This is a genomic window from Kitasatospora sp. NPDC101801 (assembly GCF_044766665.1).
GTDB lineage: Bacteria > Actinomycetota > Actinomycetes > Streptomycetales > Streptomycetaceae > Kitasatospora.
This window is the reverse complement of sequence record NZ_JBIWML010000020.1, coordinates 20805-44977: the sequence shown is the minus strand read 5'-3', so window position 1 is coordinate 44977 and position 24173 is coordinate 20805. Positions and strand designations below refer to the sequence as shown.

Sequence of the window (24173 nt, the reverse complement as noted above, 5' to 3'; positions counted from 1 at the left end):
CTCCGTGTGCCATACCTCCAAGGTGCTCCGCCGACGGCCCGGAAGCCATAGGGGTAGCCCCGGAGTTTCCCCCTACGGGGTATCCGGTGCCGCCGGTCGGGGCGGGGTCAGCTGCGGTACTCGACGGTCAGGGTGGCGTTCGTGCCGCGCTGGAGGAAGAGGTAGGCGGTGCCGGTCAGGGCGTGGTCGAAGGCGAGCCGGAGTTGGACGGTGCCGCCCGGGGTGACGGCCGCGAGGCCGGCCGGGGTGAAGTCGGTCGAGACGCGGCTGCCGCTGGTGAAGGCGGGCAGGGTGGCCACGGTGGTGGCGTCGGCGGGTGCGGTGTAGTCGTCGGGGCCGGTGGTGCAGGCGGTGCCGAAGCAGCCGGTTCGGGCGTCGACCGTCAACCGGCCCTCGTTCCACGGGTTTCCGCTGCCGCTGCCGTACCGGACGGTGAGCCGGGCGGCGGTGACCACGGCTCCGGCGGGCAGGGCGGTGGTGTCGAAGGAGAGCACCGAACGGTTCTGCCTGCCGTCGGTGCCCCGGCCGACCGCGAGGCCGAGCGAGCCGGTGAGGGTGCCGACGGCGGGGGCGGAGCCGTCCGCGTCGGCCTTCACGTAGCCGTCCCGGGTGGAGTCGTCGGCCAGGGTCAGGGTGCCGGTGCCACCCGACGGGGACGGGGACGGGGAGGGTGAGGGAGAGGGCGAAGGTGAGGGGGAGGGCGAACTGCCGTCCAGGCCCCAGAACTTGCCGATCCGGTAGGACGCGCAGATGTCGACGTCCAGCAGGTAGGCCCCGGCGACCCCGCACTGCTCGGCGCCGCTCCCCGGGTCGACCGGCTGGCCGTGCCCCATGCCGGTGAGCGAGTAGGTCTCGACCCTGGCCTGCCCGGCGGCGTCGGTGTACACGGCGTGCGGGTAGCCGTTGACGGTGTCGCTGACCGCCGGGGTCTGGCCGGTCCCGTCGGCGTCCGTCCACTGCTCCATCAGTTCGGTGAGGTTGCCGGACTTCACCACGTAGTCCGAACTCCCTTGCCAGATCGACACCTTGGGCCAGCGGCCGGTCCAGGCCGGGGCGGCGCTGCGGACCAGGTCGCCCCACTGCTGCGGGGTGAGGTTGCGGCCGGTGGTCATGCAGTCGACGCTGGCCTGGGTCTGGCTGGTGGCGCACCGCGCGGGCAGCCCCGCGACCACGCCGCCGCCCGCGAACACGTCGGGGTAGTCGGCCAGCAGTGCGGCGGTCATCGCGCCGCCCGCCGACAGCCCGGTGACGTACACCCGGGCGGCGTCGGTGCCGAGGTCGGCCTCGGTCCGGTCGATCATCTGACGGATCGACAGGGCCTCGCCCTGGTCCCGGGAGAAGTCGCCGGGCTGGTACCAGTTGAAGCAGGACGAGGAGTTGTTGGCGGACTGCTGCTGCGGCAGGACCAGGGCGAAGCCCCACTGGTCGGCCCACTTGGTCCAGCCGGTCTCGTCGTCGAAGGCGGCGGCGGACTGGGTGCAGCCGTGCAGCGCGACCACCAGCGGGCGGCCGCTCGCCAGCCCGGTCGGGACGTAGCGGTACATCAGCAGGTTGCCCGGGTTCGAGCCGAAGCCGGTGACCTGGGTGAGCGTGGCGGCGGCGCGGGCCTGGCCGGGCCGCAGGCCGAGCAGCCCGGCCAGCACGGCGAGCAGGGTCAGCACGGCCCAGACGGCTCTGGGGAGGGAACGGACGGGCATGGTGGCGGCTCCTGGGTGGGGGTGGAGGCCATGGGTGGGGTGCCGCGACGGTACGGCGGAGCGGAACCGGCCGGGCACGGTCCGGGTGAACACCGCCCGGTCGTCGGGGTGTCGGCCACGCACATTGCCCACACCGTGGAACGCCGCCCCGGCCCCGCCCGGCCTGGTGCGAGGATGGCCGCACACGTACGTAAGGAGCGGCCATGTCCGGACAGAAGATCGCCTTTCTCGGTACCGGCAAGATCGGGGAGGCGCTGCTCTCCGGCCTGCTGCGGGCGGGCACCGACCCCGGCGACGTGCTGGTCACCGCGCGCCGCCCGGAGCGGGCCGCCGAACTGGTCGAGCGGTACGGCGTCACGGTGGTGACCAACGCGGAGGCGGCCAAGCTGGCCGACACCCTGATCCTGGCGGTCAAGCCGCAGGACATGGGCACCCTGCTGGAGGAGCTCTCCCCGCACGTCAGCCCGGACCGGCTGGTGATCTCGGCCGCCGCCGGCGTGCCGACCCGCTGGTTCGAGGCCCGGCTCGCGGCCGGTACGCCGGTGGTCCGGGTGATGCCCAACACCCCGGTGCTGGTGGACGAGGGGATGAGCGTGATCTCCGGCGGCTCGCACGCCGAGGAGCGGCACCTGCTGCGGGCCGAGGAGATCTTCCGCTCGGTCGGCAAGGCGCTCCGGCTGCCGGAGTCCCAGCAGGACGCGGCCACCGCGCTGTCCGGTTCGGGACCGGCGTACTTCTACTTCCTGGTCGAGGCGATGACCGACGCGGGCATCCTGCTCGGTCTGCCCCGGCAGGTGGCGCACGACCTGATCGTGCAGTCGGCGATCGGCGCCTCGGTGATGCTGCGCGACTCGGGCGAGCACCCGGTCAAGCTGCGCGAGGCGGTCACCTCCCCGGCCGGCACCACCATCGCGGCCATCCGCGAGCTGGAGAACCACGGCGTGCGGGCCGCGCTGCTCGGCGCGCTGGAGGCGGCCCGGAACCGCTCGCAGGAGTTGGCCTCCGGCGGGAAGTGACCAGCCCAGTAGGCTCGCCGGTGTGAGCTACGACTTGGTGATCTTCGACAACGACGGCGTGCTGGTGGACAGCGAGCCGATCTCCAACCGGGTGCTGGCCGAGTACCTGACCGAACTCGGGTACCCGACCACGGTCGAGGACTCCTACCGGGACTACATGGGCTGCGCCGCGCACACCGTGCACGACGTGATCGGCGAGCGCCACGGGGCCACCCTGCCGCCGGGCTTCGACGAGCTGTTCCACGCCCGGGTGTTCGCCGCCTTCGAGCGTGAACTCACCGCCGTCCAGGGGGCGGAGGACCTGCTGAAGACCCTTCAGCAGCACGGCGTGCGGTACTGCCTGGCCTCCTCGGCGCACCACGAGTGGATCAGGACCGCGCTGGACCGCACCGGCCTGCGCGCCCACCACGCCGAGCAGCGGATCTTCAGCGCCCAGGACGTCGGCATCGGCAAGCCCGCGCCCGACCTGTTCCTGCACGCGGCCCGCACCATGGGCGTCGAGCCCGCCCGCTGCCTGGTGCTCGAGGACAGCCGCAACGGCGTGCTCGCCGCCCGGGCGGCCGGGATGGACGTGTACGGCTACGCCGCGCTGACCGACCCGGCCAAGCTCACCGGCGCGGGGGCCACCGGGCTGATCACCTCCCTGGCCGAGGTACCGGCCCTGCTGGGGCTCCCCGGCTGACCGTCGGCCCTCCCGGCCGCCCCGGGCAAAGATTCGGTTCGACCCCTCCCGCAAACACGATCGAACGCCTACGCTCACGGCTCAACATCTCCGTACCGGCCGGTAGCGCCGACAGTGAGCGAGGCCGAGCCATGCCCGAGCAGCAGGTGGACGCGCGGTTGCGCCGGTCGCGGGCGGCGGTGGCGGTGAGTTTCGTGCTCCAGGGCGTCACCTTCGCGCTGCTGGTGACCTGCATCCCGGAGATCCAGCGCCGGTACGGGCTGAGCGACGGCCTGCTGCCGGTCTTCCTGGCGGCGGTGCCGATCCTGGCCGGGGCCGGGTCGGTGGCCTCCGAGTCGGTGGCCGGGCGGGTCGGGGCCAAGGCGGTGCTGCGGGTGGTGCAGCCCGCCGTGTGCGTCAGCCTGGCGCTGGTCGGCCTGGGCGACGAGCTGTGGCAACTCGCCATCACCCTGGGCCTGTTCGGTCTGCTGGTGGGCGGTCTGGACGCAAGCATGAACATGCTCGGGGTCGGCCTCCAGCGCCGCTACGGGCGGAGCATCATGCTCGGCTTCCACGCCGCGTTCAGCCTCGGCGGCATCCTCGGGGCCGCGCTGGCCGGGCTGGGGTCGCACTACGAGCTCGACCTGCCGGTGCTGTTCGGCGGCGCGGCCGCCCTGCTGATCCCGCTGGCGCTGCTGGTCGGCACCCGCTTCCCCGGCCCGGCCGAACTCGGCGACGCGGTCCGGGAGGCGGCCACCGCCGCGGCCGCCCGGATCCCCTGGCGTCCGCTGCTGCCGCTGTGCGCGGCGATGGCCTTCGCGTACATCGCCGACGCCTCGGTCTCCAACTACAGCGTCAAGTACCTGACCGACGTGCTGGGCAGCCCGGAGGACCTGGCCAAGCTCTCCTACCTGGGCTACATGGTGGCGATGCTGCTCGGCCGGGCGCTCGGCGACCGGGCGGTGGAGCGCTGGGGCGCGGTCCCGGTGGTGCGCGGCGGGGCGGCGCTGGCCGCGCTCGGCTTCGCGCTGGCGGCCGCCGCGCCGGGGGAGTGGGCCGGGGTGGCCGCGTTCACGGTGCTGGGCTTCGGCATCTGCGCGATCATCCCGCAGGTCTTCGCGGCGGGCGGCCGGCGCTACCCGGACGCCTCGGACGCGGCGGTGGCCCGGCTCAACCTGTTCAACTACGTCGGCTTCCTGCTCGGCTCACCGCTGGTCGGCGCGCTCGCCGAGGCGGGCTCGTTCCGACTGGCGCTGCTGGCCCCGATGCTGCTGATCCTGGCGATCCTCCCGCTGGCCCGGCACTTCCGCTAGGGGGGCGTCCGAGGGCTCAGGGCACGGCCACCGACGCCGGGGCACGCACCTCGTCGCGTAGTCGTCAGTCGCCGATGCTCGGATGGACTCCTCCGCCGCCTTGCGATCCACGCACCCCAACCCCGCCTGCCGCGCCCTGAGCCGTCGGACGCTCCCCGACCCCGCCGCCCGATAACGTGGGCCCCATGCCCGAGAACTGCAGCGGCCTGCACCTGTACTGGGACGAGGCCGTCACCTCGTACGACTTCGGGGCGGGGCACCCGATGGACCCGACCAGGCTGGCGCTCACCATGCGGTTGGTGGAGGCGTTCGGCCTGACCACCGCGCCCGGGGTGACCGTCCGGGCCGCGCCGGCGGCGGGGGACTCCACGCTGCGGCTGGTGCACACCGCCGGGTACCTGGAGGCGGTCCGCCGGATCGCCGCCGACCCGGAGCGCAGCGACCCCGCGCACGGCCTGGGCACCGCCGACAACTGGGCGTTCAAGGCCCAGCACACCGCCTCGGCGCTGATCGCCGGTCAGTCGGTGGCCGGGGCGGAGGCGGTCTGGCGCGGCGAGGAGGTCCGACACGCCGTCAACTTCGCCGGGGGGCTGCACCACGCGATGCCGGACCGGGCGGCCGGCTTCTGCGTCTACAACGACGCCGCGCTGGCGGTCGCCCGGCTGCTGGAGCTCGGCGCCGAGCGGGTCGCGTACGTGGACGTGGACGTGCACCACGGCGACGGCGTGCAGGCGGCGTTCTGGAACGACCCCCGGGTGCTCACCGTCTCGATCCACGAGAGCCCGGCCACCCTCTTCCCGGAGACCGGCTGGGCCACCGAGACCGGTGGCCCGGGCGCCCCCGGCACGGCCGCCAACCTGCCGCTGCCCGCCGGGACCGGCGACGCGGGCTGGCTGCGCGCCTTCCACGCCTTCGTTCCCGAGCTGCTCACCGCCTTCCGGCCGCAGGTGATCGTCAGTCAGCACGGCGCCGACACCCACCTGGCCGACCCGCTGGCCCACCTGACGGTCAGTCTGGACGCCCAGCGGCTGGTCGCCGAGGCGATGCACGAGCTGGCCCACCACTGTGCGGACGGCCGCTGGCTGGCCCTCGGCGGCGGCGGGTACGCGGTGGCCGACGTGGTCCCGGCGTCCTGGACCCAGCTGGTGGCGATCGCCGCCGGCCAGCCGATCGACCCGGGCACCGAGCTCCCGGCCGGGTGGCGGACCGAAGCCGAACGGCTGACCGGCCGGCCGGGCCCGGCCCGGATGACCGACGGCGTCGAGCCGCACTGGCGGGACTTCCACGACCACGGCTACGACCCCGGCGACCGGCTGGACCAGGCGATCCTGGCCGCCCGCCGCGCCGTCCTCCCGCACCACGGACTGCTGCCGTGAGCCGCCCCGCCCGCAGCCGGGCCGAACTGATCGCGCACCTGCTCCGGCACCGGCTGGCCGGCCCGGCCGTCCCGACGCCCCGGCAGAACAACCTGCGGCACTACCGGCTGTTCGGCCAGGCCGACCCGGTGGCGCTGATGGGCCTGGACCCGGAGCGCCGCTGGGGGACCGGCGCGGTGCTCGACCTGATGGCCGAACGGGTCGGCGTGCACCCCGACTTCGGGTACGCCCAGGGCCCGGACACCATCGACCCCGAGCGCACCGTGGACGGCCTGGAACGCCTCGCCGAGCTGCTGGCAGCCACCGCAGGCCGCCGGGGCGCCGTGCTGGCCGGGACGGGGCACCCGACCAAGCTGGCGGGCTTCCACGGCGCACTCGCCGGGGCCCTGGAGCGCGCGGGGTGCGCCCTGCGCACGCCCGCGCTCGGCACCCGGTTCCGCGAGCCCACCCCGGCCGGACAGCGCGGCTGCGTGCTGGACGCGGTCGGCCCGGTCCTGGTGGTCCGCTCCACCGACGGCGCGGGCGAGCTGCTGCACACCCACTCGCCGGGGCCCGTCCGGCTGGCGCTGGCCGCGCTCACCGAGGCCGGCCACCCGCTGCCCGACCTGGTGCTGGGCGACCACGGCTGGCTCTGCGGGGCGGGTCGGCTCGGCATCCCGGCCGGTGGGCTCGCCGACTGCAACGACGTGGCGCCGTTCGTCGGCGAGGCCGAGGGCACCGTGGCGGTGGCCGTCCCGGTGGACGACGGTGCGCACCCGGACTGCTACAGAGCGCTGAGCGACTACGTACTGCAACGGGCGGATCTCGCACCGTACAAGGACTGAGCTTCCCCCTCTTCCCACTGGTACCACCCTTAACTACTCTGGGGATACACGTGTGCCGGTGGAGTCACCGAAGGGGAAGTCGGTGCCTTGCACACGGGTAAGGGTCGGGTGAGGGTCATGAGTTCCGGCGAACGCCCATTGCAGGAGGTCGTCTTCTTGACCGTGGCGGAGGTTGCCTCGGTCATGCGGGTGTCCAAGATGACGGTGTACCGCTTGGTGCACAGCGGAGAGCTGCCCGCGATCAGGGTCGGCCGCTCCTTCCGAGTCCCCGAGCAGGCCGTCCACGAGTACCTCAGGGAGTCCTACGTGCGCCTTGAGAGCGCGTAGAGCTGGGGCCTCTTCGGAGCACGATTACGGCTTCACCGCAGTGGCGGGTAGGCTAGGCCCTCCGTCAGTCGTATGGACTCCGTCTCTCACGGACGAGAGTCTCAGTGAGCGAGGGTAGTTCCGTGGGCTCTGTCATCAAGAAGCGTCGCAAGCGTATGGCCAAGAAGAAGCACCGCAAGCTTCTGAAGCGCACTCGCGTTCAGCGTCGTAACAAGAAGTAGGCACCCACGGCCGCGCCCTGCGCGCCAGGTGTACCGACAGCGCCCGCCCCGGCTCAGGCCGGGGCGGGCGCTGTCGTTTGCCCGGATCGAAGCCCGGCGCGATACGGTGCGTGCAGGGCTTTCGAGAGGGGTGCGGCGCAGTGGGCAAGGTCGTGCTCGTCACCGGCGTGGCCCGGCACCTCGGGGCCAGGTTCGCCGCCCGGCTGGCCGGTCGGCCGGGGATCGACCGGGTGGTCGGGGTGGACAGCCGGGAGCCGTGGGGCGGGATGACCGCCGACGGTGTCGAGTACGTCCGGGTGGACCTGCGCCGGCCCGCCGTGGCCCGGGTGATCGCCGAGTACGACGTGGACACGGTGGTGCACCTGGACGTCAGCGCCGGGGTGCGGGGCGGCCGGGCCGCCGCCAAGGAGACCAACGTCATCGGCAGCATGCAGCTGCTCGGGGCCTGCCAGAAGGCACCCGGCCTGCGCCGACTGGTCGTCAAGTCCACCACCGCCGTCTACGGCTCCGCCCCGCGCGACCCGGCGGTGTTCGGCGAGCGGATGCCGCCCAAGGCCCTGCCGCGCAGCGGCTTCGGCCAGGACGCCACCGAGGTCGAGGGGTACGTCCGGGGCTTCGCCCGGCGCCGCCCCGACGTGGCGGTCACCGTGCTGCGGTTCGCCAACATCGTCGGTCCGGCCGGGGACACCCCGCTCTGCGACTACTTCGCGCTGCCGGTGCTGCCCACCGTGCTCGGCCGCGACCCCCGGCTGCAGTTCGTGCACGAGGACGACGCGGTCGCGCTGCTGCACCTGGCGGCCACCGAGCCCAGGCCCGGCACCTACAACGTGGCCGGGGACGGCGTGCTGCTGCTCTCCCAGTGCGCCCGCCGGCTGGGGCGCCCGACCGTCCCGCTGCTCGGGCCCGCGCTCGGCGTGGCGGCCGGCCTGGCCCGGCGGACCGGTCTGGCCGACATCTCCCCGGAGCAGATCCAACTGCTCAGCCACGGACGGGTGGTGGACACCACCCAGCTGCGCGAGGGCTTCGGCTGGAGCCCGACCATGACCACCTCCCAGGCGTTCGCCGACTTCGCCGCCGCGCAGACCGGCGGGCTGCTGCCGCCCGAGCGGCTGGCCGCCGCCACCGACCGGCTGGCGGGGCTGCTGACCCGTCAGAACCCTCCGAGGAGCTGAGGCCGAGATGACCGCTGCGAGGGACGCCGCGCAGGCGAAGGTGATCCCGATCGAGTCCGCGCCGAGCTGGCAGCCGGAGCCGTCCGGGCCCGCCCTGGCGGACCGGATCGCCGACGCGGTCGGCGGCGCGCTGGCCGGTCCGCTCGGCTCGGCCGCCACCCGGGCGCTCGGCAAGGGCTGGGAGCAGCGGGCGGCCGGCGGCCTGTCCTTCCTGCGGCGCCGGATCACCGGCGACTACGAGGTGGACGAGTTCGGCTTCGACCGGGAGCTCACCGAGGAGGTGCTGCTCTCGATGCTCCGCCCGCTGGCGGAGAAGTACTTCCGGGTCGAGGTCCGGGGGATCGAGAACATCCCGGCCGAGGGCGGGGTGCTGATCGTCGCCAACCACTCCGGCACCGTCCCGCTGGACGCGCTGATGACCCAGATCGCCATCCACGACCACCACCCCCGGCGGCGGCACCTGCGGATGCTCGCGGCGGACCTGGTCTTCGTGCTGCCGGTGGTCGGCGAGCTGGCCCGGAAGGCCGGGCACACGCTGGCCTGCGGGGAGGACGCCGCCGCGCTGCTGGAGCGCGGCGAGGTGGTCGGGGTCTGGCCGGAGGGCTTCAAGGGGATCGGCAAGCCGTTCGCGGAGCGGTACAAGCTCCAGCGGTTCGGCCGGGGCGGCTTCGTGGCCTCGGCGCTGCGGGCCGGGGTGCCGATCGTGCCGTGCTCGATCGTCGGGGCCGAGGAGACCTACCCGATGATCGGCAACGCCCGGACGCTGGCCCGCGCGCTCGGGCTGCCGTACCTGCCGATCACGCCGACCTTCCCCTGGCTCGGGCCGCTCGGCGCGATCCCGCTGCCGACCAAGTGGACCATCCAGTTCGGCGAGCCGATCCCGACCGACAGCTACCCGCCGGAGGCGGCGGACGACCCGATGCTGGTCTTCGACCTCACCGACCAGGTCAGGGAGACCATCCAGCACACCCTGTACAAGCTGCTGGTGCAGCGGCGGTCGGTCTTCTTCTGAGCATGCGTCAGCGGTGGGCCGGAGCATCCTCCGGCCCACCGCTTCGGTGCGCTCAGCCCAGCGAGATCTCCGGCAGCAGGCCCGGGATCAGCGCGGGGATGCGCAGCTCCTGGGTCGGCGGCTGGTCCTGGGCGGGGTCGCTCGCGGCCGGTGCGGGCGCCTCGGCGGCCCGCTCGGGCGTACCGGCGGCCGGGGAGGCCGCACCGCCGCCGGTGACGCCCGGCAGCAGCTTGTCGAGCAGACCGGGGCTGGCCTTGCCGTTCGGCGTGGTGGCGCCCTGACCCGTACCGGTGTTGGGCCGGCCCGGGTCGGTGCGCGGGTGGTCCGCCGAGCCGGCGCCGGCCCCGGCGGCCGGGGAGGTGCCGCCGGTGGAGGACTGCGGCGCGCCGCCGGGTGCGGCGGGCGCGCCGCCCTTGGCCGCCGGCGGGGCCAGCCGGAGCGGTGCGACGTCTTCGGTCATGTCGTCGAAGAGCTCGTTCACCTTGCTGGCCTGACCGGTGAGCTGGGCGGGCAGCCGGCCCTGGACGGTCGCCCAGCGCTCGTCCTCGCCGTCGGCGAAGCCGGCCAGCTTGCGCATCGGGGCGAGCGAACCGTTGCTCCGGTAGACCGAGCGCAGCAGCTCCCGGCCCTTCACCGCCTCGGTGTGCATGTCGTCCAGGGCGCGGCGGACCTGCTCCACCGTGGCCGGGCTCAACGTGGTGCCGGTGTCCGCCCGGCCGAGCAGGCTCTGCGCCTCCTCCAGCCGGGTCGAGGCCTGGTCCAGCAGCAGGGCCCCGACCTCGGAGTCGGAACCGGCCCAGCTCAGCCGGAGGTCCTCGAGACCGCGCTTCATGCCGTAGAGGGTGTCCCCCGGAAGGGCGTTGGAACTGGCGGCGGCCGCACCGGCGAAACCGCCGACCGCGACGCCCGCCACCAGACCGCCGATCGCCAGCCGCCGGCCCCAGCGCAGCCGGGCCCCGGACCTGACCGCCCGGTGCCTGCGTTGCTGCGGCACCCGCGCGGCCGGGCTGCCCGTCCAGTCGCGCTCGAACGCGGCCATCAGCTGGGCGCGTTGGAGCGTCCTGGCTTCGGTGCTGAGCTCGGGCTCGGGCAGTGCGCCGAGGGCGTCCGCCATGGTCAGCAGCTCCGCCATCGCGGTGGAGCCGCCGGGCCGACTGCTGCCGGGTCTCCGGTCCCCCTGGTGGGGCTCTTCGTGGTGGGCCTCCAGCGCCTCGGCGAAGGCCCTCACCCGCCGGTGCTCGAGCATGTTTGCCGTCACGGGCCACACCTCCCTTCGTCGTTGTGGACTCCCCGGCCTGCCGGACGGTTGCCTCGGCGGGCCAAAACCACTCCATCGGGTGAGCGTGGCCGATCCTGCTTGACCGACGGCCCGGCGGGGGCTTGCACGTTGGCCAACGAGCAGGGCAGGGCGTCGGTTACGCACGGCCCCTCTTCCGCATTAAGCAGAGCATGTGACCGCTCGTTCACCCGACCGTGGAGACCAGGCAGTTGATATGACGCATGGTCAGCTATCGCGGTCACCGGGCGTCGGGTGGCAGCAGTCGGGCCAGCGTCCGCACCGCCCGGTACTGCAGGGTCTTGATGGCACCCTCGTTCTTGCCCATGATGCGGGCCGTCTCGGCCACCGAGAGCCCCTGCAGGAACCGGAGCGTGACGCACTCCTGCTGCTGCGGGTTGAGCCGTCGCACCGCGTCCAGCAGGGCGGCGTTGGAGAGCGACTCCAGCACCGAGTCCTCCGGGCTGCGCTCGCACTCGTTGGAGTCGAGCATCTCGCCGGTGGTGACCTCGAGCCGGAACCGGCTGGACTTGAAGTGGTCCGCCACCAGGTTGCGCGCGATGGTCACCAGCCAGGCGCCGAAGTCCCGGCCCTGCCAGGTGAAGGTGCCGATCCGGCGCAGCGCGCGCAGGAAGGTCTCGCTGGTCAGGTCCTCGGCGGTGGCCCGCCCGCCGACCCGGTAGTAGATGTAGCGGTAGACGGTGTCCGAGTAATGGTCGTAGAGCCGGCCGAACGCCTCGCTCTCGCCGGCCTGGGCCCGCTCGACCAGTTCCATGATCGGGTTGTGCTCGGACTCGAGCCCGGGCGTGGGCGTGGTTCTGGCCCTGCTGCGGGAACCGGGGCCGGTGCCCGTGCCGACCCTGCTGCGGGTGCCGGTGCCGCCCGTGGTGGTGGAGGAGCGTAGGGCCACCCCACCCGCCAACGGGACGCCGGCCAGGGCCGGTTGGGGCACGTACAGCTCGAACTCGCGGATCGCGGACCGGAGTCGGTCGAGGTGTGTACCGCGGCGGAAGTTGGCGGGCGACGGGCGGGAGGAGGCAGGCGCGTCGTTCCGGACGGGTGGGTACACGGGACTCCCAGAGGCAGAACTGTGGACGGATCACCTCCGCCTGCGCGGAGAGCACACTCCGACTGACCCCTCGTCAACGGGGACGTGTGGGTGGCGTGCATCCAGGAGAGAATAACGCTTTGTGCAATGACAGCTACACCCTGTGGCCGAAGTGGTCGTTTGAGATCCGCTTGCCATGCATATGCGGCTGGAACTGACCGAACCTGGCGCCAGTCGCTCGACTCAAAGTGATCGCCCGTGTGCACCAGGTGACAGTTTCCGGAGGTGACGGGCCCGATTCCCGGGTTCTGGCCCCGGCAACCCCCGACTTTCCCAAGTCTCCGAACGATCGCTTCCGGTCACGGTCGGACACGATCGGAGCACCCGGATCCGGCGCCGGAGTTCGCCCTTAAGAGTGAGCCGCCACCGGCGCCGTGCTGACCGGACGTCAGGCCGCCCGGCGCCGACGTCGGAGCGCCACCGCGGCGGCGGTCGCACCGGCCAGCACGCCCAGGCCGGCCGCGGTGGGCAGGCCGATCCTGGCCGCCTTGCGGCCGGTCCTGAAGTCCCGCACCCGCCAGCCGTTGGCCCGGGCGTGGCGCCGCAGCGCCGAGTCAGGGTTCACCACGTACGGGTGGCCCACCAGCGCCAGCATCGGGATGTCGTTGGCCGAGTCGCTGAACGCGGCGCACCGGCTCAACTCCAGCCGCTCCCGCCGGGCCAGCGCGGTGACCGCCGCCGCCTTCGCCTCGCCGTGCAGCAGCCCGCCGACCAGCCGGCCGGTGTAGACCCCGTCCACCGCCTCGGCCACCGTGCCGAGCGCCCCGGTCATGCCGAGTTGCCGGGCGATGATCCTGGCCACCTCCTGCGGGGCCGCGGTGACCAGCCAGACCCGCTGCCCGGCGTCCAGGTGCAGCTGCACCAGGGCCTGGGTGCCGGGCCAGATCTTCCGGGTGATCACGTCCTCGAAGATCTCCTCGCAGATCTCCTCCAGCTCGGCGGTCCGCTTGCCCGCCACCAGGCCGAGCGCCCGGTCCTTGGCGTCCGCCATGTGCGCCGGGTCCTCGGCGCCGTGCAGCCGGAACCACGCCTGCTGCCACGCGAACCTGACCATGTCGCGGCGGGTGAAGAACCTCCGCCGGTACAGGCCGATGCCCAGGTAGAAGATCGCCGCACCGCGCAGGATGGTGTTGTCACAGTCGAAGAACGCGGCGGCCCTCGGGTCGTCCGGGGTCGGCGTGTGGTCCTCCGCGGCAGCGGCGGCGGCCTCGCCGGCCAGGGCCGACTGCTCACTGGGGGAGCGCCGTACGTGGGTGAGCCTTCTGAGGGCGACCATGGCCCCGAGCATAGCCAGCCCGTGTGACCGGCACTTGAACGCAGGCGCAACCCCCAGGTGCTCGGCCCGCTACGGAGCCAGGGGCTCGGGGCTGTGCTGTTGGCAGGTGCTCGGCCCGCTACGGAGCCAGGGGCTCGGGGAACTGCGACGCCGGCCTCGGGAAAGGTGATCGCTGCGTAGGTGGTCAGGCACTTTCGCAGTGACCCGCACGCCAGATCTCCTCGCAGTTCCCCGAGCCCCTGGGTAGTTGACGGCTGGGCGCCTGCCCACAGTGCAGCCCCGAGCCCCCGACCGTAGGTGCTTGGGCGCCTGCCGAAAGCGCAGCCCCGAGCCCTTGGGCCAGAATGGGGCGGTGACCCCACTGTTGCGACGTGATGCCAGCAAGAAGCCCGCCGAGCGGACGGTGACCCTGATCGGGAAGCCCGGGTGCCATCTCTGCGACGACGCCCGGGCGGTGATCGTGCGGGTGACCGGGGAGCTGGGGAGCACCTTCGAGGAGCGGGACATCACCCAGGACGAGGAGCTGTACCGGAAGTACTGGGAGCAGATCCCGGTGACGTTGATCGACGGCAAGCAGCACGATTTCTGGCGGGTCGACGAACGCCGGCTGCGCGCGGCGCTCGGCGCCTGACGCCACGGCAGCCCCTCCGATCGGCGGGGGTGCTTCGCCAAATCGTTGCCTGCAAAAATGAAGATCGGCTTAGGAAACGCCAATTCGTCAGCTTACGATCTAAAACGTTTCTGTCCGCCGGGGGCTGGATGACGGAGGAGGGCATTCATGCTTCCCGGCCGACAACTGCCGCCCGGCGCGGGCGGCTTCGCCGTCGTGGACGTCGAGGCCACCGGCCGCAGTCCGTGGCGGCACCGGGTGGTCGAGATCGCCGTGGTGCTGCTGGACGGCCAACTCCGGGCCGAGGGTGAGTTCTGCACCCTGATCGACCCGGTCGGGCCGGTCGGGCCGACCCATGTGCACCGGATCAGCCAGGCCGACGTGGTCGGTGCACCGCGGTTCCGCGAGGTTGCCCCGGCCCTGTTGGAGCTGCTGGCCGGGCGGGTGCTGGTCGGTCACCACGTCAGCTGTGACCAGGCGTTCCTGGAGCGCGAGTTCGCCCGGATCGGGGTCCCGTTGCCGTCGATACCGACGCTCTGCACCCTGCGCCTGGCCCGGGCCCATCTGGCCGGGGCGGGCGGGTACGGCCTGTCGGCCTGTGTCGAGGCGGCCGGGCTCGGCTGGTACCCGGCGCACACCGCGCTCGGCGACGCCCAGGCGACCGCGGACCTGCTCCGGTACGTCACCGGCGCGCGCCCGGACTGGTCCCCGCCGTTGACCGAGGCCGCCGGGCTGCCCTGGCCCCGGCTGGGCCGGGCGTTGTCCCAGCGTCAGGCCGGTGCGCTGCCGCTGATCCGCCGCGAGGCGCCGTACGGCCCGTGGCCGCAGGGTGTCGAGCCGCCAGGTCTGGTGCTCACTGCTCTGGGCGCGGAGCGATGAGTGGCGCACACTGTCGCACATCCGGCGTGATGCGCGTCACTGTGCCCGGACAAATCGGACACCATCTTTGTGCACACGTTCACAAACGCATAGCCTGGCTGCCAAAGCCCAGCTTCACCCACAGGAGCACCGTGGCAATCGGCCGATCCACCCAGAGCAGTTCGCAGACGCCCGAGCCGGGCGCCGCGCGCCGACCCTCGCGTGCCCGGGGCATCCCGGAGGCGACCGTCGCCCGCCTTCCCCTCTACCTGAGGGCACTCACCGCGCTGTCCGAGCGCTCGGTGCCCACCGTCTCATCCGAGGAACTGGCCACCGCGGCCGGGGTCAACTCGGCGAAGCTCCGCAAGGACTTCTCCTACCTCGGCTCGTACGGGACCCGCGGCGTCGGTTACGACGTGGAGTACCTGGTCTACCAGATCTCCCGCGAGCTGGGGCTGACCCAGGACTGGCCCGTGGTCATCGTCGGAATCGGTAACCTCGGCCACGCGCTCGCCAACTACGGCGGCTTCGCCTCCCGCGGTTTCCGGGTCGCCGCCCTGCTGGACGCAGACCCGACCGTGGTCGGCAACAGCGCCGCCGGTCTCCCGGTGCGGCACATGGACGAGTTGGAGGCGATCGTGGAGAGCCAGCACGTCTCCATCGGCGTCATCACCACCCCGCCCGGTGCCGCCCAGCAGGTCTGCGACCGGCTGGTCGAGGCCGGGGTCACCAGCATCCTGAACTTCGCCCCGACCGTGCTGACCGTCCCGGACGGCGTGGACGTGCGCAAGGTGGACCTCTCGATAGAGCTCCAGATCCTCGCCTTCCACGAGCAGCGCAAGGCCGGCGAGGAGGCCGGGCACGGCGACTCGGTGCTCGACCGCGCCCCGGGCCCGGTCCGGGCCGCCGCGGCCAAGCTCCGTCGGGCGGCCGGTGCCGCCAAGCCCGAGCCGGTCAAGGGCAAGCCCGCCAAGGGCACCGAGGGCGAGCGTTCCGCGGTGATGCCCGCGTGAGCCGCCAGCAGATCCGCAACCCCTGGGGGCGGGCATGAGCCTTCTCGTCGTCGGTCTGAGCCACCGCAGCGCGCCCGTCGGCCTGTTGGAACGCGCCGCGCTCACCGGTCAGGTGCCCACCCGGCTGCTGCACGACACCGCCGCCTCACCGGCCGTCGGCGAGGCCGCCCTGGTCAACACCTGCAACCGGATCGAGCTGTACGCCGACGTGGACAAGTTCCACGCCGGGGTGGCCGAGCTCTCCCTGCTGCTCGCCCACCACAGCGGTGTGGACCTGGAGGAGCTCACCTCGCACCTCTACGTGCACTACGAGGACCGGGCCGTGCACCACCTCTTCTCGGTGGCCTGCGGGCTGGACTCGATGGTGGTCGGCGAAGGCCAGATCCTCGGGCAGCTGCGCGACGCGCTGGCCCGCGCCCAGGAGGAGCACACCGCCGGGCGCGGCCTGAACGAGCTGTTCCAGCAGGCCCTGCGGGTCGGCAAGCGGGCGCACAGCGAGACCGGCATCGACAAGGCCGGCCAGTCCCTGGTCACCTTCGGCCTGGAGCAGGTCGCGGCCGGGGCCGGGGAGATCGCGGGCAAGCGCGCCCTGGTGGTCGGCGCCGGCTCGATGAGCTCGCTGGCCGCCGCCACCCTGGTCCGGGCCGGTGTCGGCGACCTGCTGATCGCCAACCGGACGGCCGAGCGGGCCGACCGGCTGGCGGCCAACCTGGGCGCCCGTACGGTCGACTTCGGCAAGGTCCGCGAGACGCTCGCCGACGTCGACCTGGTGATCTCCTGCACCGGCGCGGCCGGTGTGGTGATCACCGCCGAGGACGTCGCCGCAGCGACCGCGACCAGGACGGCCGAAGCTCCGCTGGCCTTCCTCGACCTGGCGATGCCGCGCGACGTGGAGCACGCGGTGCACGAGCTCGGCGGCGCGCTGCTGGTCGACCTGGAGAGCCTCTCCCAGGCGCACGCCGCCACCCCCGGTGCCGGGGACGTGGACGCCGTGGTCGGGATCGTCGCGGACGAGGTGGACGCCTTCGGCGCCGCCCAGCGCGCCGCCCGGATCGCGCCCACCGTGGTGGCGCTCCGGCAGATGGCCTCCGAGGTGGTGCTGGGCGAGCTCGGCCGCCTCAACACCCGGCTGCCCGACCTGGACGAGCGCACTCGGGCCGAGGTCTCGCAGACCGTCAAGCGCGTGGTCGACAAGCTGCTGCACGCCCCGACCGTCCGGGTGAAGCAGCTCGCCGCCGAGCCCGGCGGGGCCGGATACGCCGACGCCCTCCGCGAGCTGTTCGACCTGGACCCGTCGGCAGTGCAGGCTGTGTCCGGCACACCGATCGGCGCACAGGCCAAGGCCGACCCCACCCACGCGGGGGGAAGCCCCCGATGAACCACCAGCCAGCCCACGAGCATGACCGGGACGATCACCTCATGAATGGTCAACAGAGCAGCAGCGACGGCCAGTCGCAGCCGCTGCGCCTCGGCACCCGCCGGAGCGCCCTTGCGATGGCCCAGTCGGGCATGGTCGCCCGCACGGTCGAGCGGGTCACCGGGCGCCCCGTCGAGCTGGTGGAGATCACCACCTACGGCGACACCTCCCGGGAGGCGCTGGCCCAGATCGGCGGCACCGGGGTCTTCGTCTCCGCACTGCGCGACGCGCTGCTGGAGGGCCGGATCGACCTGGCCGTGCACTCGCTGAAGGACCTGCCCACCGCGGCCCCCGAGGGCCTGCTGCTGGCGGTCGTGCCCGAGCGCGAGGACAGCAGGGACGCGCTGATCGCGCGGGACGGCCTGAGCCTGACCGAGCTGGTGGAGAAGCTGGCCGGGCACACCGCCCGGATCGGCACCGGATCGCCGCGCCGGATGGCCCAGTTGAACGCCTGGGCGCACGCCCGGGGCGTCGCCCTGGAGACCGTCCCGATCCGCGGCAACGTGGACACCCGGATCGGCTACGTGGGTTCGGGCGGGCTGGACGCGGTGGTGCTGGCCGCCGCCGGGCTCAACCGGCTCGGCCGGAGCGCCGAGATCACCGAGCACCTCAGCCCCGAGCTGATGCTCCCGGCCCCCGGCCAGGGCGCCTTGGCCGTCGAGTGCGTGAGCCCTGAACTCGCGCTGATTCTCGGCGAGTTGGACCACCTGCCGACCCGGGTGGCGGTGGCCGCCGAGCGCGCCCTGCTGGCCCGTCTGGAGGCCGGCTGCTCCGCGCCGGTAGCCGCCCTCGCCACCTGGCAGGGCACCGAACTGCGGCTGGAGGGCGTGGTCGGCACCGTCGACGGCGCCACCCTGCTGAAGAAGACCGCCAACGGTCCGCTCGTCCTCGACGAGACCGCCGAGCGGCAGGCGGTGGCCCTCGGCCACGCGCTCGCCGAGCGGCTGCTCGACGCGGGAGCGGCCAACCTGATGGGGGAGCGAGCCCGATGAGCGCCGCCGCCAACCTCGCGCACACCCCGGCCGCTCCGGCCGGCCGCTGCACCTTCCTGGGTGCGGGCCCCGGTGACCCGGGCCTGCTCACCCTGCGGGCCGTGGACGTGCTGGCCTCCGCCGACGTGCTGATCGCCGACCCGCTCACCGCGGCCGCCGTGCGCACCCACTGCCCGGTCGGGGTCGTGGTGCACAGCACCGTCGGCGAGGACTGCCCGGACGTCGCGGCCGTGGTCGCCGAGGCCGTCCGGTCCGGCAAGCACGTGGTCCGCACCGTGGACGGCGACCCCGGCCTGGACGGCTGCGCCGCCGAGGAGATGCTCGGCTGCGCCCAGGCCGCGATCCCGTTCGAGGTGATCCCCGGGGTCGCCCAGTCGGTCGGCGTGCCGGCCTACGCCGGGGTGCCGCTGCGCGGCAGCCGCGGCGCGGACGTCCGGTTCGTGGACGGGGCCGGCCTGCTGGCGGGTCAGACCGTCGACCTCGGCGCGCCCGAGACCACCCTGGTGGTCCGCACCACGCTGGGTCAGCTGCCCGCCACCGCCGCCGCGCTGGTGGCCAACGGCCGCAAGCCGGAGTCGCCGCTGTCGGCCACGCTGTCCGGCACCACCACCCGGCAGCGCACCTTCACCGCCACCCTGACCACCATCGCGGCCGACCTGAAGGCGGCCCGGGTGCTGCCCTCGCCGGTCTCCGCCCCGGTCGACCCGGCCACCTCGGTGATAGCCGTGGTGGGCGAGCAGGTCGCCCACCGCTCCTCGCACTCGTGGTTCGAGACCAAGCCGCTGTTCGGCTGGAACGTGCTCGTCCCCCGGACCAAGGAGCAGGCGCACGGGCTCTCCGACCAGCTCCGCTCGTACGGCGCGGTACCGCAGGAGGTGCCGACCATCGCGGTCGAGCCGCCGCGCACCCCGCAGCAGATGGAGCGCGCGATCAAGGGCCTGGTGACGGGCCGTTACGAGTGGATCGCCTTCACCTCGGTGAACGCGGTCCGCGCGGTCCGGGAGAAGTTCGAGGAGTACGGGCTCGACGCCCGCGCGTTCGCCGGGATCAAGGTCGCGGCGGTCGGCGAGACCACCGCCCAGGCCCTGGTCGACTTCGGCGTCAAGCCCGACCTGGTGCCCAGCGGCGAGCAGTCCGCCGCCGGTCTGCTGGAGGACTGGCCGCCGTACGACCCGGTGTTCGACCCGATCGACCGGGTGCTGCTGCCGCGCGCCGACATCGCCACCGAGACCCTGGTGGCCGGCCTGGTCGAACTCGGCTGGGAGGTGGACGACGTGACGGCGTACCGGACCGTCCGCGCCTCGCCGCCGCCGGCCGAGACCCGGGAGGCGATCAAGGGCGGCGGCTTCGACGCGGTGCTCTTCACCTCCTCCTCGACCGTCCGGAACCTGGTCGGCATCGCGGGCAAGCCGCACAACGTCACGATCATCGCCTGTATCGGCCCGGCCACCGCGAAGACCGCGGAGGAGCACGGCCTGCGGGTGGACGTGATGGCCCCGGCCCCCTCGGCCGCGGCGCTGGCGCAGGCCTTGGCCGACTTCGGTGCGGGCCGCCGGGACACCGCCACCGCGGCGGGCGAACCGGTCTACCGCCCCAGCGAGCGCCGCCCGGGCTCCCGCCGCAAGGCCCGGTAACTTTGGGCAGGCGCTCCGGTGCCACGGCCCAGGGGCTCGGCGCTGCACTTTTGGCAGGCGCTCCAGGTCTACGGTCCAGGGGCTCGGGGAACTGCGAGGAGGTCTGGCGTTCGGGTCACTGCGAAAGTCCCTGACCAGCTACGCGGCGATCACCTTGTCCGAGGCCGGCGTCGCAGTTCCCCGAGCCCCTGACTCTTCCGAAGCGTCTGCCAAGAAGTTCGGCGGCGCCCACGCGGCGGAGTCGCACATCGGCAGCGCGCGAGCCCCTGCCGTCCGATACGTGTGCCTAGGAGAGAAGCCCGTGTCCGCTGAGTTTCCGCAGGTCCGTCCGCGTCGACTGCGTTCCACCCCGGCGATGCGTCGGCTGGTCGCCGAGACCAGGTTGCATCCGGCCGAGTTGATCCTGCCCGCGTTCGTGCGGGAGGGGATCAGCGAGCCGCGGCCGATCGGGTCGATGCCGGGGGTCGTCCAGCACACCAGGGACACCCTGCGCCGGGCCGCCGCGGAGGCGGTCGAGGCGGGGGTGGGCGGCATCATGCTGTTCGGCGTGCCCGAGGTGCAGGACGCGGTCGGCAGTGAGGGCACCAACCCGGACGGGATCCTGCAGCAGGCGATCCGGGACGTGGTCTCCGAGGTCGGTGACCAGCTGGTGGTGATGTCCGACCTCTGTCTGGACGAGTACACCGACCACGGGCACTGCGGGGTGCTGGCCGAGGACGGCAGCGTGGACAACGACGCCACCCTCGTCCGGTACGCGGAGATGGCGCTGGTCCAGGCCGAGGCTGGGGTCCACCTGGTCGGTCCGTCCGGGATGATGGACGGTCAGGTCGGCGTGGTCCGGGCCGCGCTGGACGAGGCCGGGTACCAGGACGTCGGCATCCTGGCCTACACCGCCAAGTACGCCTCGGCCTTCTTCGGGCCGTTCCGGGAGGCGGTCGGCTCCTCGCTCAAGGGGGACCGGAAGGCGTACCAGCAGGACCCGGCGAACGCCCGCGAGTCGCTCCGCGAGCTGGAGCAGGATCTCGCCGAGGGGGCCGACCTGGTGATGGTCAAGCCGGCCATGGCCTACCTGGACGTGCTGCGGCAGATCGCCGACGCCTCGCCGGTGCCGGTGGCGGCCTACCAGGTGTCGGGCGAGTACTCGATGATCGAGGCCGCCGCCGCGAACGGCTGGGTGGACCGGGAGCGGCTGATCCTGGAGACGCTCACCTCGATCCGCCGGGCCGGTGCCGGGCAGATCCTCACCTACTGGGCCACCGAGGCGGCGCAGCTGCTGCGCTGAGTCCCCGGGGCACGCGGTAGGGGTGTGGGGAACCAGGTTCCCCACACCCCTTCCTGCCGACCGGAGGTCAGTCGATCGTGGCGCCACCCTCGGCGCCGCCGGCCGCCCAGTCGTCGCCCGCCACGAACCACTCGTGGAAGCAGGCCTCGATGTGGCTGGTCTCGGCGTGGCCCCAGGCCTCGCCGGCCAGGAAGGGCTCGTCGGCGGTGGCGGCGAACTGGGCGCCACCGCCCGCGCTGACGTGGGCGTAGGCGGGGGCCGAGATGCCGGCCAGGGCCAGGGTGGCAACCGCGGTGATCGCGGCCTTGCCCAGGATGCTCTTCATCAGTGTTCCTCTCTGCGTGACAGCAGTGTGACTACACGTGACCACAGATCGGGCGGCCCGCCGCGCAGCACGCGCCGCAAGATCGACGGGCCACCCGAAAGCAGCAGAAAACCGCCGGGCCCGAGGGGAGTTGCTCCCCCTCGGGCCCGGCGGCCGGTGCGTCGGCTGGATCAGCCGATCAGGTGGGAGACGCCACCGTCGCCGCTGCCCAGGGTGTTCTGGCCGACGTTGCAGATCTGCTTCGGCTCGTTGTTGAGAACGTCCGCCTCGATCGGCACCGCGACACCGATGACCGCGACCGCGATGTTGTGCACCTCGGGGAGGCACACGTTCGGGTTGTCGAGGGTGTGGAAGTTGTTGCTGTGGTCACCGTGGGTGCCGGTGGCGTTGGTGCCGCCGTTGCCCGAGATGGAGGTGGCGGCACCGTCGGAGTCGCCGATCGCCATGGCGGGAGCGGCGGTCATGGCCAGACCAGCGGTGGCAACGCCCACGGCGGCGAGAGCCTTCTTGATCATTGTTCTGTTCCTTTTCGGATCTGATGGGAGAGATGGAGCAGGGTGGATCAGTCGGCCCTTACGGGCCAGGCCGGCGAGAGGGTCAGCCGACCAGGTGGGAGACGCCGCCGTCACCGCTGCCGAGCGTGCCCTCGCCGACCACACAGGTCTGCTTGGGCTGGTTGCTCAGGGCCGCGACCTCGACCGGCACCGCGACACCGAGGACGCCCACGCCGATGTTGTGCACCTCGGGCAGGCAGATGTTGGGGTTGTCGAGCACGTGGTAGTTCGGGCTGTGGTTGCCCCAGGTACCCGTGGCATTGGTCCCGCCGTTGCCCTGGATGGAGCCGGCCGCACCGTCCGCGTTGCCGATCGCGGAGGCCGGAGCGGCGGTGGCGGCCAGGGCGGCAGCGGCCAGGCCGACAGCCGCGAAAGTCTTCTGGAGCATGGTGGAGATACCTCTCTGGATGAATCACATCGGTTGCCGGCCTGTCCGGGGGGATTACCTCCGACACCGTCCTGGCTGCGACATTTAGATCAAAGAATGACGGGCGCGAAGGTTACGCGGAATCTTCGGAAATCGGTGACGGATCGCCAAACTCCTGGCTGCGCAGTCGGATTATTAGGCCATACCGGTTAACCCGTGCTATCCCGGGCCCCGCTGACTCGTTTAGGCAGATTGCTTTCGGCCGCGCGGCGGCCGCTACCGATGCTCCACAGACAGAACGGTGAACAGCATGAAGCTCTCCAAGCGGGCGACCGGCGCGTTGCTGCTGGCGGTCGGGTCCGGCGTACTCGCGGGCCAGGCGGCCGCGGCGGCCGCACCCGCCGGCACTCCGGTGACGCCCGGTCAGGTCGCTTCCATCGAGGAGGAGTGGGGCACCGAGGAGGTCCCGTTCACCATCCCGCTGGAGACCGTCAGTGAGCACCTGCCGCTGCTGCCGAAGGGCGGGCAGGTGTCCGGCGGGGTGCCGACCTCGCTGCTGATGCCGCCGGTGCCCGACGCCAAGCCGGGCGCGCAGCTGATCCCGGACCGGGTGGTGCCGGGCGTCGAGGTCGGCAAGGTCGGGCCCCGACTGCAGGCCGCGCTGCCGCTGCCCACGGCCGACCACAGCACCGAACTGGGCGACCTGGCGCTGGACGCCCCGGCCGCCCCGCTGAACGCGCAGGGCCCCGGCCTGACCCTCGGTCAGCCGTTCTCCGTGGTCGAGGGCGGCACCGGTTCGGCCGCCGACGACGTGCTGACCGCCGGTGAGCTGGACCCGCAGCTGATCACCGCGCCGGTGCAGGCGATCCCGGGGGCCAAGGCGAGCCTGGGCAAGGGCGGCGAGAAGATCGCGGTGACCGACTCGCTGGCCGACCTGACCTCGACCACCACCGGCACCATGCGCGAGGTGCTGGACCAGTCCTGACGCACCGTAGGGAAGAGCCCGGCATCCACCCTCGGGGAGGTGCCGGGCTCCGCTGTGTGCGGGCGGGGTTCAGCCGGGCAGCAGGTCGGTGACCTCGCCGACCAGCAGCAGGTCCTGCGGGCCGCCGCCACCGCTCAGCGGGGCGGTCAGCGGGGCGGTCGAGACCGGCCGCAGGCCGTTGTCGGGTTCGAGCGCGAGGCCGTTGTTCAGCACGTCGGCCGAGGACTGGGCGAACGGGTCGAGCCGGAGCGTCTTGGCCGGCCGGACGCCGTGGCCGAGCGCGCCGGTCACCGCGCCGAGCCCGGCGCCCGCGTCCACCGGCTGCAACTGGCCGCCGGGTGCGGGCAGGTCGACCGCTTGGGCGGCGGTGGGGGCGCCGAGCAGGGCGGCGGCGGTGAGCAGGCCGAGCGACAGGTGCTTCCTGAGCGTCATGGGTGCAACTCCTGGGTGGTGCCTGGACGGACGCCGAAGCCCCTCGGTCGGCGGACCGAGGGGCTTCGCACGGGTGTACTGCGGATCAGCGGGTGATCAGCAGTCCTCCTCGGCCATCGGGGGGGCCTCGACGTTGGCGCAGGAGTTGCCGAACGACGGGTTCAGCAGGCCGACCAGGTTGGCGCTGTTGCCGCACAGGTTGACCGGGATGTGCACCGGCACCTGGATCGAGTTGCCGGAGCCGACGCCGGGGGAGCCGGCGGTGACACCCTCGGCGGAGGAGCTGGCCAGGGCGGAGCCCGCACCGGCGGCGACGATGCCGAGGGCGGCGGCGCCGACGGCGGCGGCCTTCTTCACGTTCTGCATGGGGGTTGATCTCCTAGATCACACAGGTGAGGGGTGGGTGGTGGCCCCCGTACGGGGGG

26 protein-coding genes are annotated in these 24173 nt (G+C 73.0%); 17 read left to right on the top strand and 9 right to left on the bottom strand.

The genetic code is table 11. The features are described 5' to 3' along the window. Positions 1–107 precede the first annotated feature (107 nt). Entirely contained in the window at positions 108–1697 is a 1590-nt protein-coding gene (locus tag ACIRPK_RS21910; RefSeq protein ID WP_403040946.1) for a PHB depolymerase family esterase, read from the bottom strand. 203 nt (positions 1698–1900) lie between these two features. Here ACIRPK_RS21910 and proC point away from each other — a divergent pair, with 203 nt between their 5' ends. The 9 genes from proC to ACIRPK_RS21865 all read left to right on the top strand — a co-directional run bounded on the left by proC (position 1901) and on the right by ACIRPK_RS21865 (position 9619). Beyond that, the gene (gene proC / locus ACIRPK_RS21905) at positions 1901–2713 is read left to right on the top strand and encodes a pyrroline-5-carboxylate reductase (RefSeq protein WP_403040945.1); all 813 of its coding nucleotides are present in this window, start codon (positions 1901–1903) and stop codon (positions 2711–2713) included. A gap of 22 nt (positions 2714–2735) precedes the next feature. After that, entirely contained in the window at positions 2736–3395 is a 660-nt protein-coding gene (locus ACIRPK_RS21900; RefSeq protein ID WP_403040944.1) for an HAD family hydrolase, read from the top strand. A gap of 131 nt (positions 3396–3526) precedes the next feature. Then, on the top strand, positions 3527–4687 hold the full coding sequence (locus ACIRPK_RS21895; protein WP_403040943.1) for an MFS transporter: 1161 nt from the start codon (positions 3527–3529) through the stop codon (positions 4685–4687). A 185-nt stretch (positions 4688–4872) separates the two neighbouring features. Next, positions 4873–6063: an acetoin utilization protein AcuC gene (locus ACIRPK_RS21890; protein ID WP_403040942.1), complete on the top strand. Its 1191-nt coding sequence runs from the start codon at positions 4873–4875 to the stop codon at positions 6061–6063. Continuing rightward, positions 6060–6887, top strand: a complete 828-nt coding sequence (locus ACIRPK_RS21885; protein WP_403040941.1) for a phosphatase — start codon at positions 6060–6062, stop codon at positions 6885–6887. Before ACIRPK_RS21890 ends, ACIRPK_RS21885 begins: the two co-directional genes overlap by 4 nt. Before the next feature lie 117 nt (positions 6888–7004). Further along, positions 7005–7214, top strand: coding sequence for a helix-turn-helix domain-containing protein (locus ACIRPK_RS21880; protein WP_057231645.1), 210 nt, complete (start codon positions 7005–7007; stop codon positions 7212–7214). Between the two features lie 122 nt (positions 7215–7336). Then, positions 7337–7435, top strand: coding sequence for a 30S ribosomal protein bS22 (locus ACIRPK_RS21875; protein ID WP_003948845.1), 99 nt, complete (start codon positions 7337–7339; stop codon positions 7433–7435). Between the two features lie 140 nt (positions 7436–7575). Beyond that, positions 7576–8607 carry an NAD-dependent epimerase/dehydratase family protein gene (locus tag ACIRPK_RS21870; protein WP_403040940.1) on the top strand — a complete coding sequence of 344 codons (1032 nt, stop codon included), beginning with the start codon at positions 7576–7578 and terminating at the stop codon, positions 8605–8607. 7 nt (positions 8608–8614) lie between these two features. Beyond that, positions 8615–9619 (top strand): lysophospholipid acyltransferase family protein, encoded by a 1005-nt coding sequence (locus ACIRPK_RS21865; RefSeq protein ID WP_403040939.1) that lies wholly within the window; start codon positions 8615–8617, stop codon positions 9617–9619. 52 nt (positions 9620–9671) lie between these two features. Here the strand turns inward: ACIRPK_RS21865 and ACIRPK_RS21860 are convergent, their stop codons facing one another. From ACIRPK_RS21860 to ACIRPK_RS21850, 3 genes are all read right to left on the bottom strand, one after another. Then, the gene (locus tag ACIRPK_RS21860; protein ID WP_403040938.1) at positions 9672–10877 is read right to left on the bottom strand and encodes a DUF5667 domain-containing protein; all 1206 of its coding nucleotides are present in this window, start codon (positions 10875–10877) and stop codon (positions 9672–9674) included. 259 nt (positions 10878–11136) lie between these two features. Further along, positions 11137–11964, bottom strand: a complete 828-nt coding sequence (locus ACIRPK_RS21855) for an ECF subfamily RNA polymerase sigma factor, BldN family (protein WP_403040937.1) — start codon at positions 11962–11964, stop codon at positions 11137–11139. 427 nt (positions 11965–12391) lie between these two features. Continuing rightward, positions 12392–13279, bottom strand: coding sequence for an HAD family hydrolase (locus tag ACIRPK_RS21850; protein ID WP_403040936.1), 888 nt, complete (start codon positions 13277–13279; stop codon positions 12392–12394). A gap of 352 nt (positions 13280–13631) precedes the next feature. Here ACIRPK_RS21850 and ACIRPK_RS21845 point away from each other — a divergent pair, with 352 nt between their 5' ends. The 7 genes from ACIRPK_RS21845 to hemB all read left to right on the top strand — a co-directional run bounded on the left by ACIRPK_RS21845 (position 13632) and on the right by hemB (position 21085). Then, complete coding sequence (locus tag ACIRPK_RS21845; RefSeq protein ID WP_403040935.1) at positions 13632–13910, top strand: glutaredoxin family protein; 279 nt, start codon at positions 13632–13634, stop codon at positions 13908–13910. 147 nt (positions 13911–14057) lie between these two features. Beyond that, positions 14058–14768, top strand: coding sequence for an exonuclease domain-containing protein (locus ACIRPK_RS21840; RefSeq protein WP_403040934.1), 711 nt, complete (start codon positions 14058–14060; stop codon positions 14766–14768). Positions 14769–14899: 131 nt separating this feature from the next. Continuing rightward, on the top strand, positions 14900–15760 hold the full coding sequence (locus ACIRPK_RS21835; protein ID WP_403040933.1) for a redox-sensing transcriptional repressor Rex: 861 nt from the start codon (positions 14900–14902) through the stop codon (positions 15758–15760). Between the two features lie 34 nt (positions 15761–15794). Beyond that, positions 15795–17138, top strand: a complete 1344-nt coding sequence (locus ACIRPK_RS21830; protein WP_403040932.1) for a glutamyl-tRNA reductase — start codon at positions 15795–15797, stop codon at positions 17136–17138. 41 nt (positions 17139–17179) lie between these two features. Further along, positions 17180–18169: a hydroxymethylbilane synthase gene (hemC, locus tag ACIRPK_RS21825; RefSeq protein ID WP_403040931.1), complete on the top strand. Its 990-nt coding sequence runs from the start codon at positions 17180–17182 to the stop codon at positions 18167–18169. Further along, the gene (locus ACIRPK_RS21820; RefSeq protein ID WP_403040930.1) at positions 18166–19803 is read left to right on the top strand and encodes a uroporphyrinogen-III synthase; all 1638 of its coding nucleotides are present in this window, start codon (positions 18166–18168) and stop codon (positions 19801–19803) included. The genes hemC and ACIRPK_RS21820 overlap by 4 nt, the downstream gene beginning before the upstream one ends. Before the next feature lie 301 nt (positions 19804–20104). Then, entirely contained in the window at positions 20105–21085 is a 981-nt protein-coding gene (gene hemB, locus ACIRPK_RS21815) for a porphobilinogen synthase (protein WP_403040929.1), read from the top strand. Between the two features lie 67 nt (positions 21086–21152). Here the strand turns inward: hemB and ACIRPK_RS21810 are convergent, their stop codons facing one another. The 3 genes from ACIRPK_RS21810 to ACIRPK_RS21800 form a co-directional block, all read right to left on the bottom strand. Next, on the bottom strand, positions 21153–21410 hold the full coding sequence (locus tag ACIRPK_RS21810) for a hypothetical protein (protein ID WP_403040928.1): 258 nt from the start codon (positions 21408–21410) through the stop codon (positions 21153–21155). A gap of 170 nt (positions 21411–21580) precedes the next feature. Continuing rightward, positions 21581–21925, bottom strand: a complete 345-nt coding sequence (locus ACIRPK_RS21805; protein WP_057231626.1) for a hypothetical protein — start codon at positions 21923–21925, stop codon at positions 21581–21583. A gap of 82 nt (positions 21926–22007) precedes the next feature. Continuing rightward, positions 22008–22352: a hypothetical protein gene (locus ACIRPK_RS21800; protein WP_057231624.1), complete on the bottom strand. Its 345-nt coding sequence runs from the start codon at positions 22350–22352 to the stop codon at positions 22008–22010. A 289-nt stretch (positions 22353–22641) separates the two neighbouring features. Between ACIRPK_RS21800 and ACIRPK_RS21795 the strand changes: the two genes are divergently transcribed. Next, positions 22642–23316 carry a hypothetical protein gene (locus ACIRPK_RS21795; protein ID WP_403040927.1) on the top strand — a complete coding sequence of 225 codons (675 nt, stop codon included), beginning with the start codon at positions 22642–22644 and terminating at the stop codon, positions 23314–23316. Positions 23317–23385: 69 nt separating this feature from the next. Here the strand turns inward: ACIRPK_RS21795 and ACIRPK_RS21790 are convergent, their stop codons facing one another. After that, on the bottom strand, positions 23386–23748 hold the full coding sequence (locus ACIRPK_RS21790; protein WP_403040926.1) for a hypothetical protein: 363 nt from the start codon (positions 23746–23748) through the stop codon (positions 23386–23388). A 96-nt stretch (positions 23749–23844) separates the two neighbouring features. After that, the gene (locus ACIRPK_RS21785; RefSeq protein WP_403040925.1) at positions 23845–24114 is read right to left on the bottom strand and encodes a chaplin; all 270 of its coding nucleotides are present in this window, start codon (positions 24112–24114) and stop codon (positions 23845–23847) included. Positions 24115–24173 lie beyond the last annotated feature (59 nt).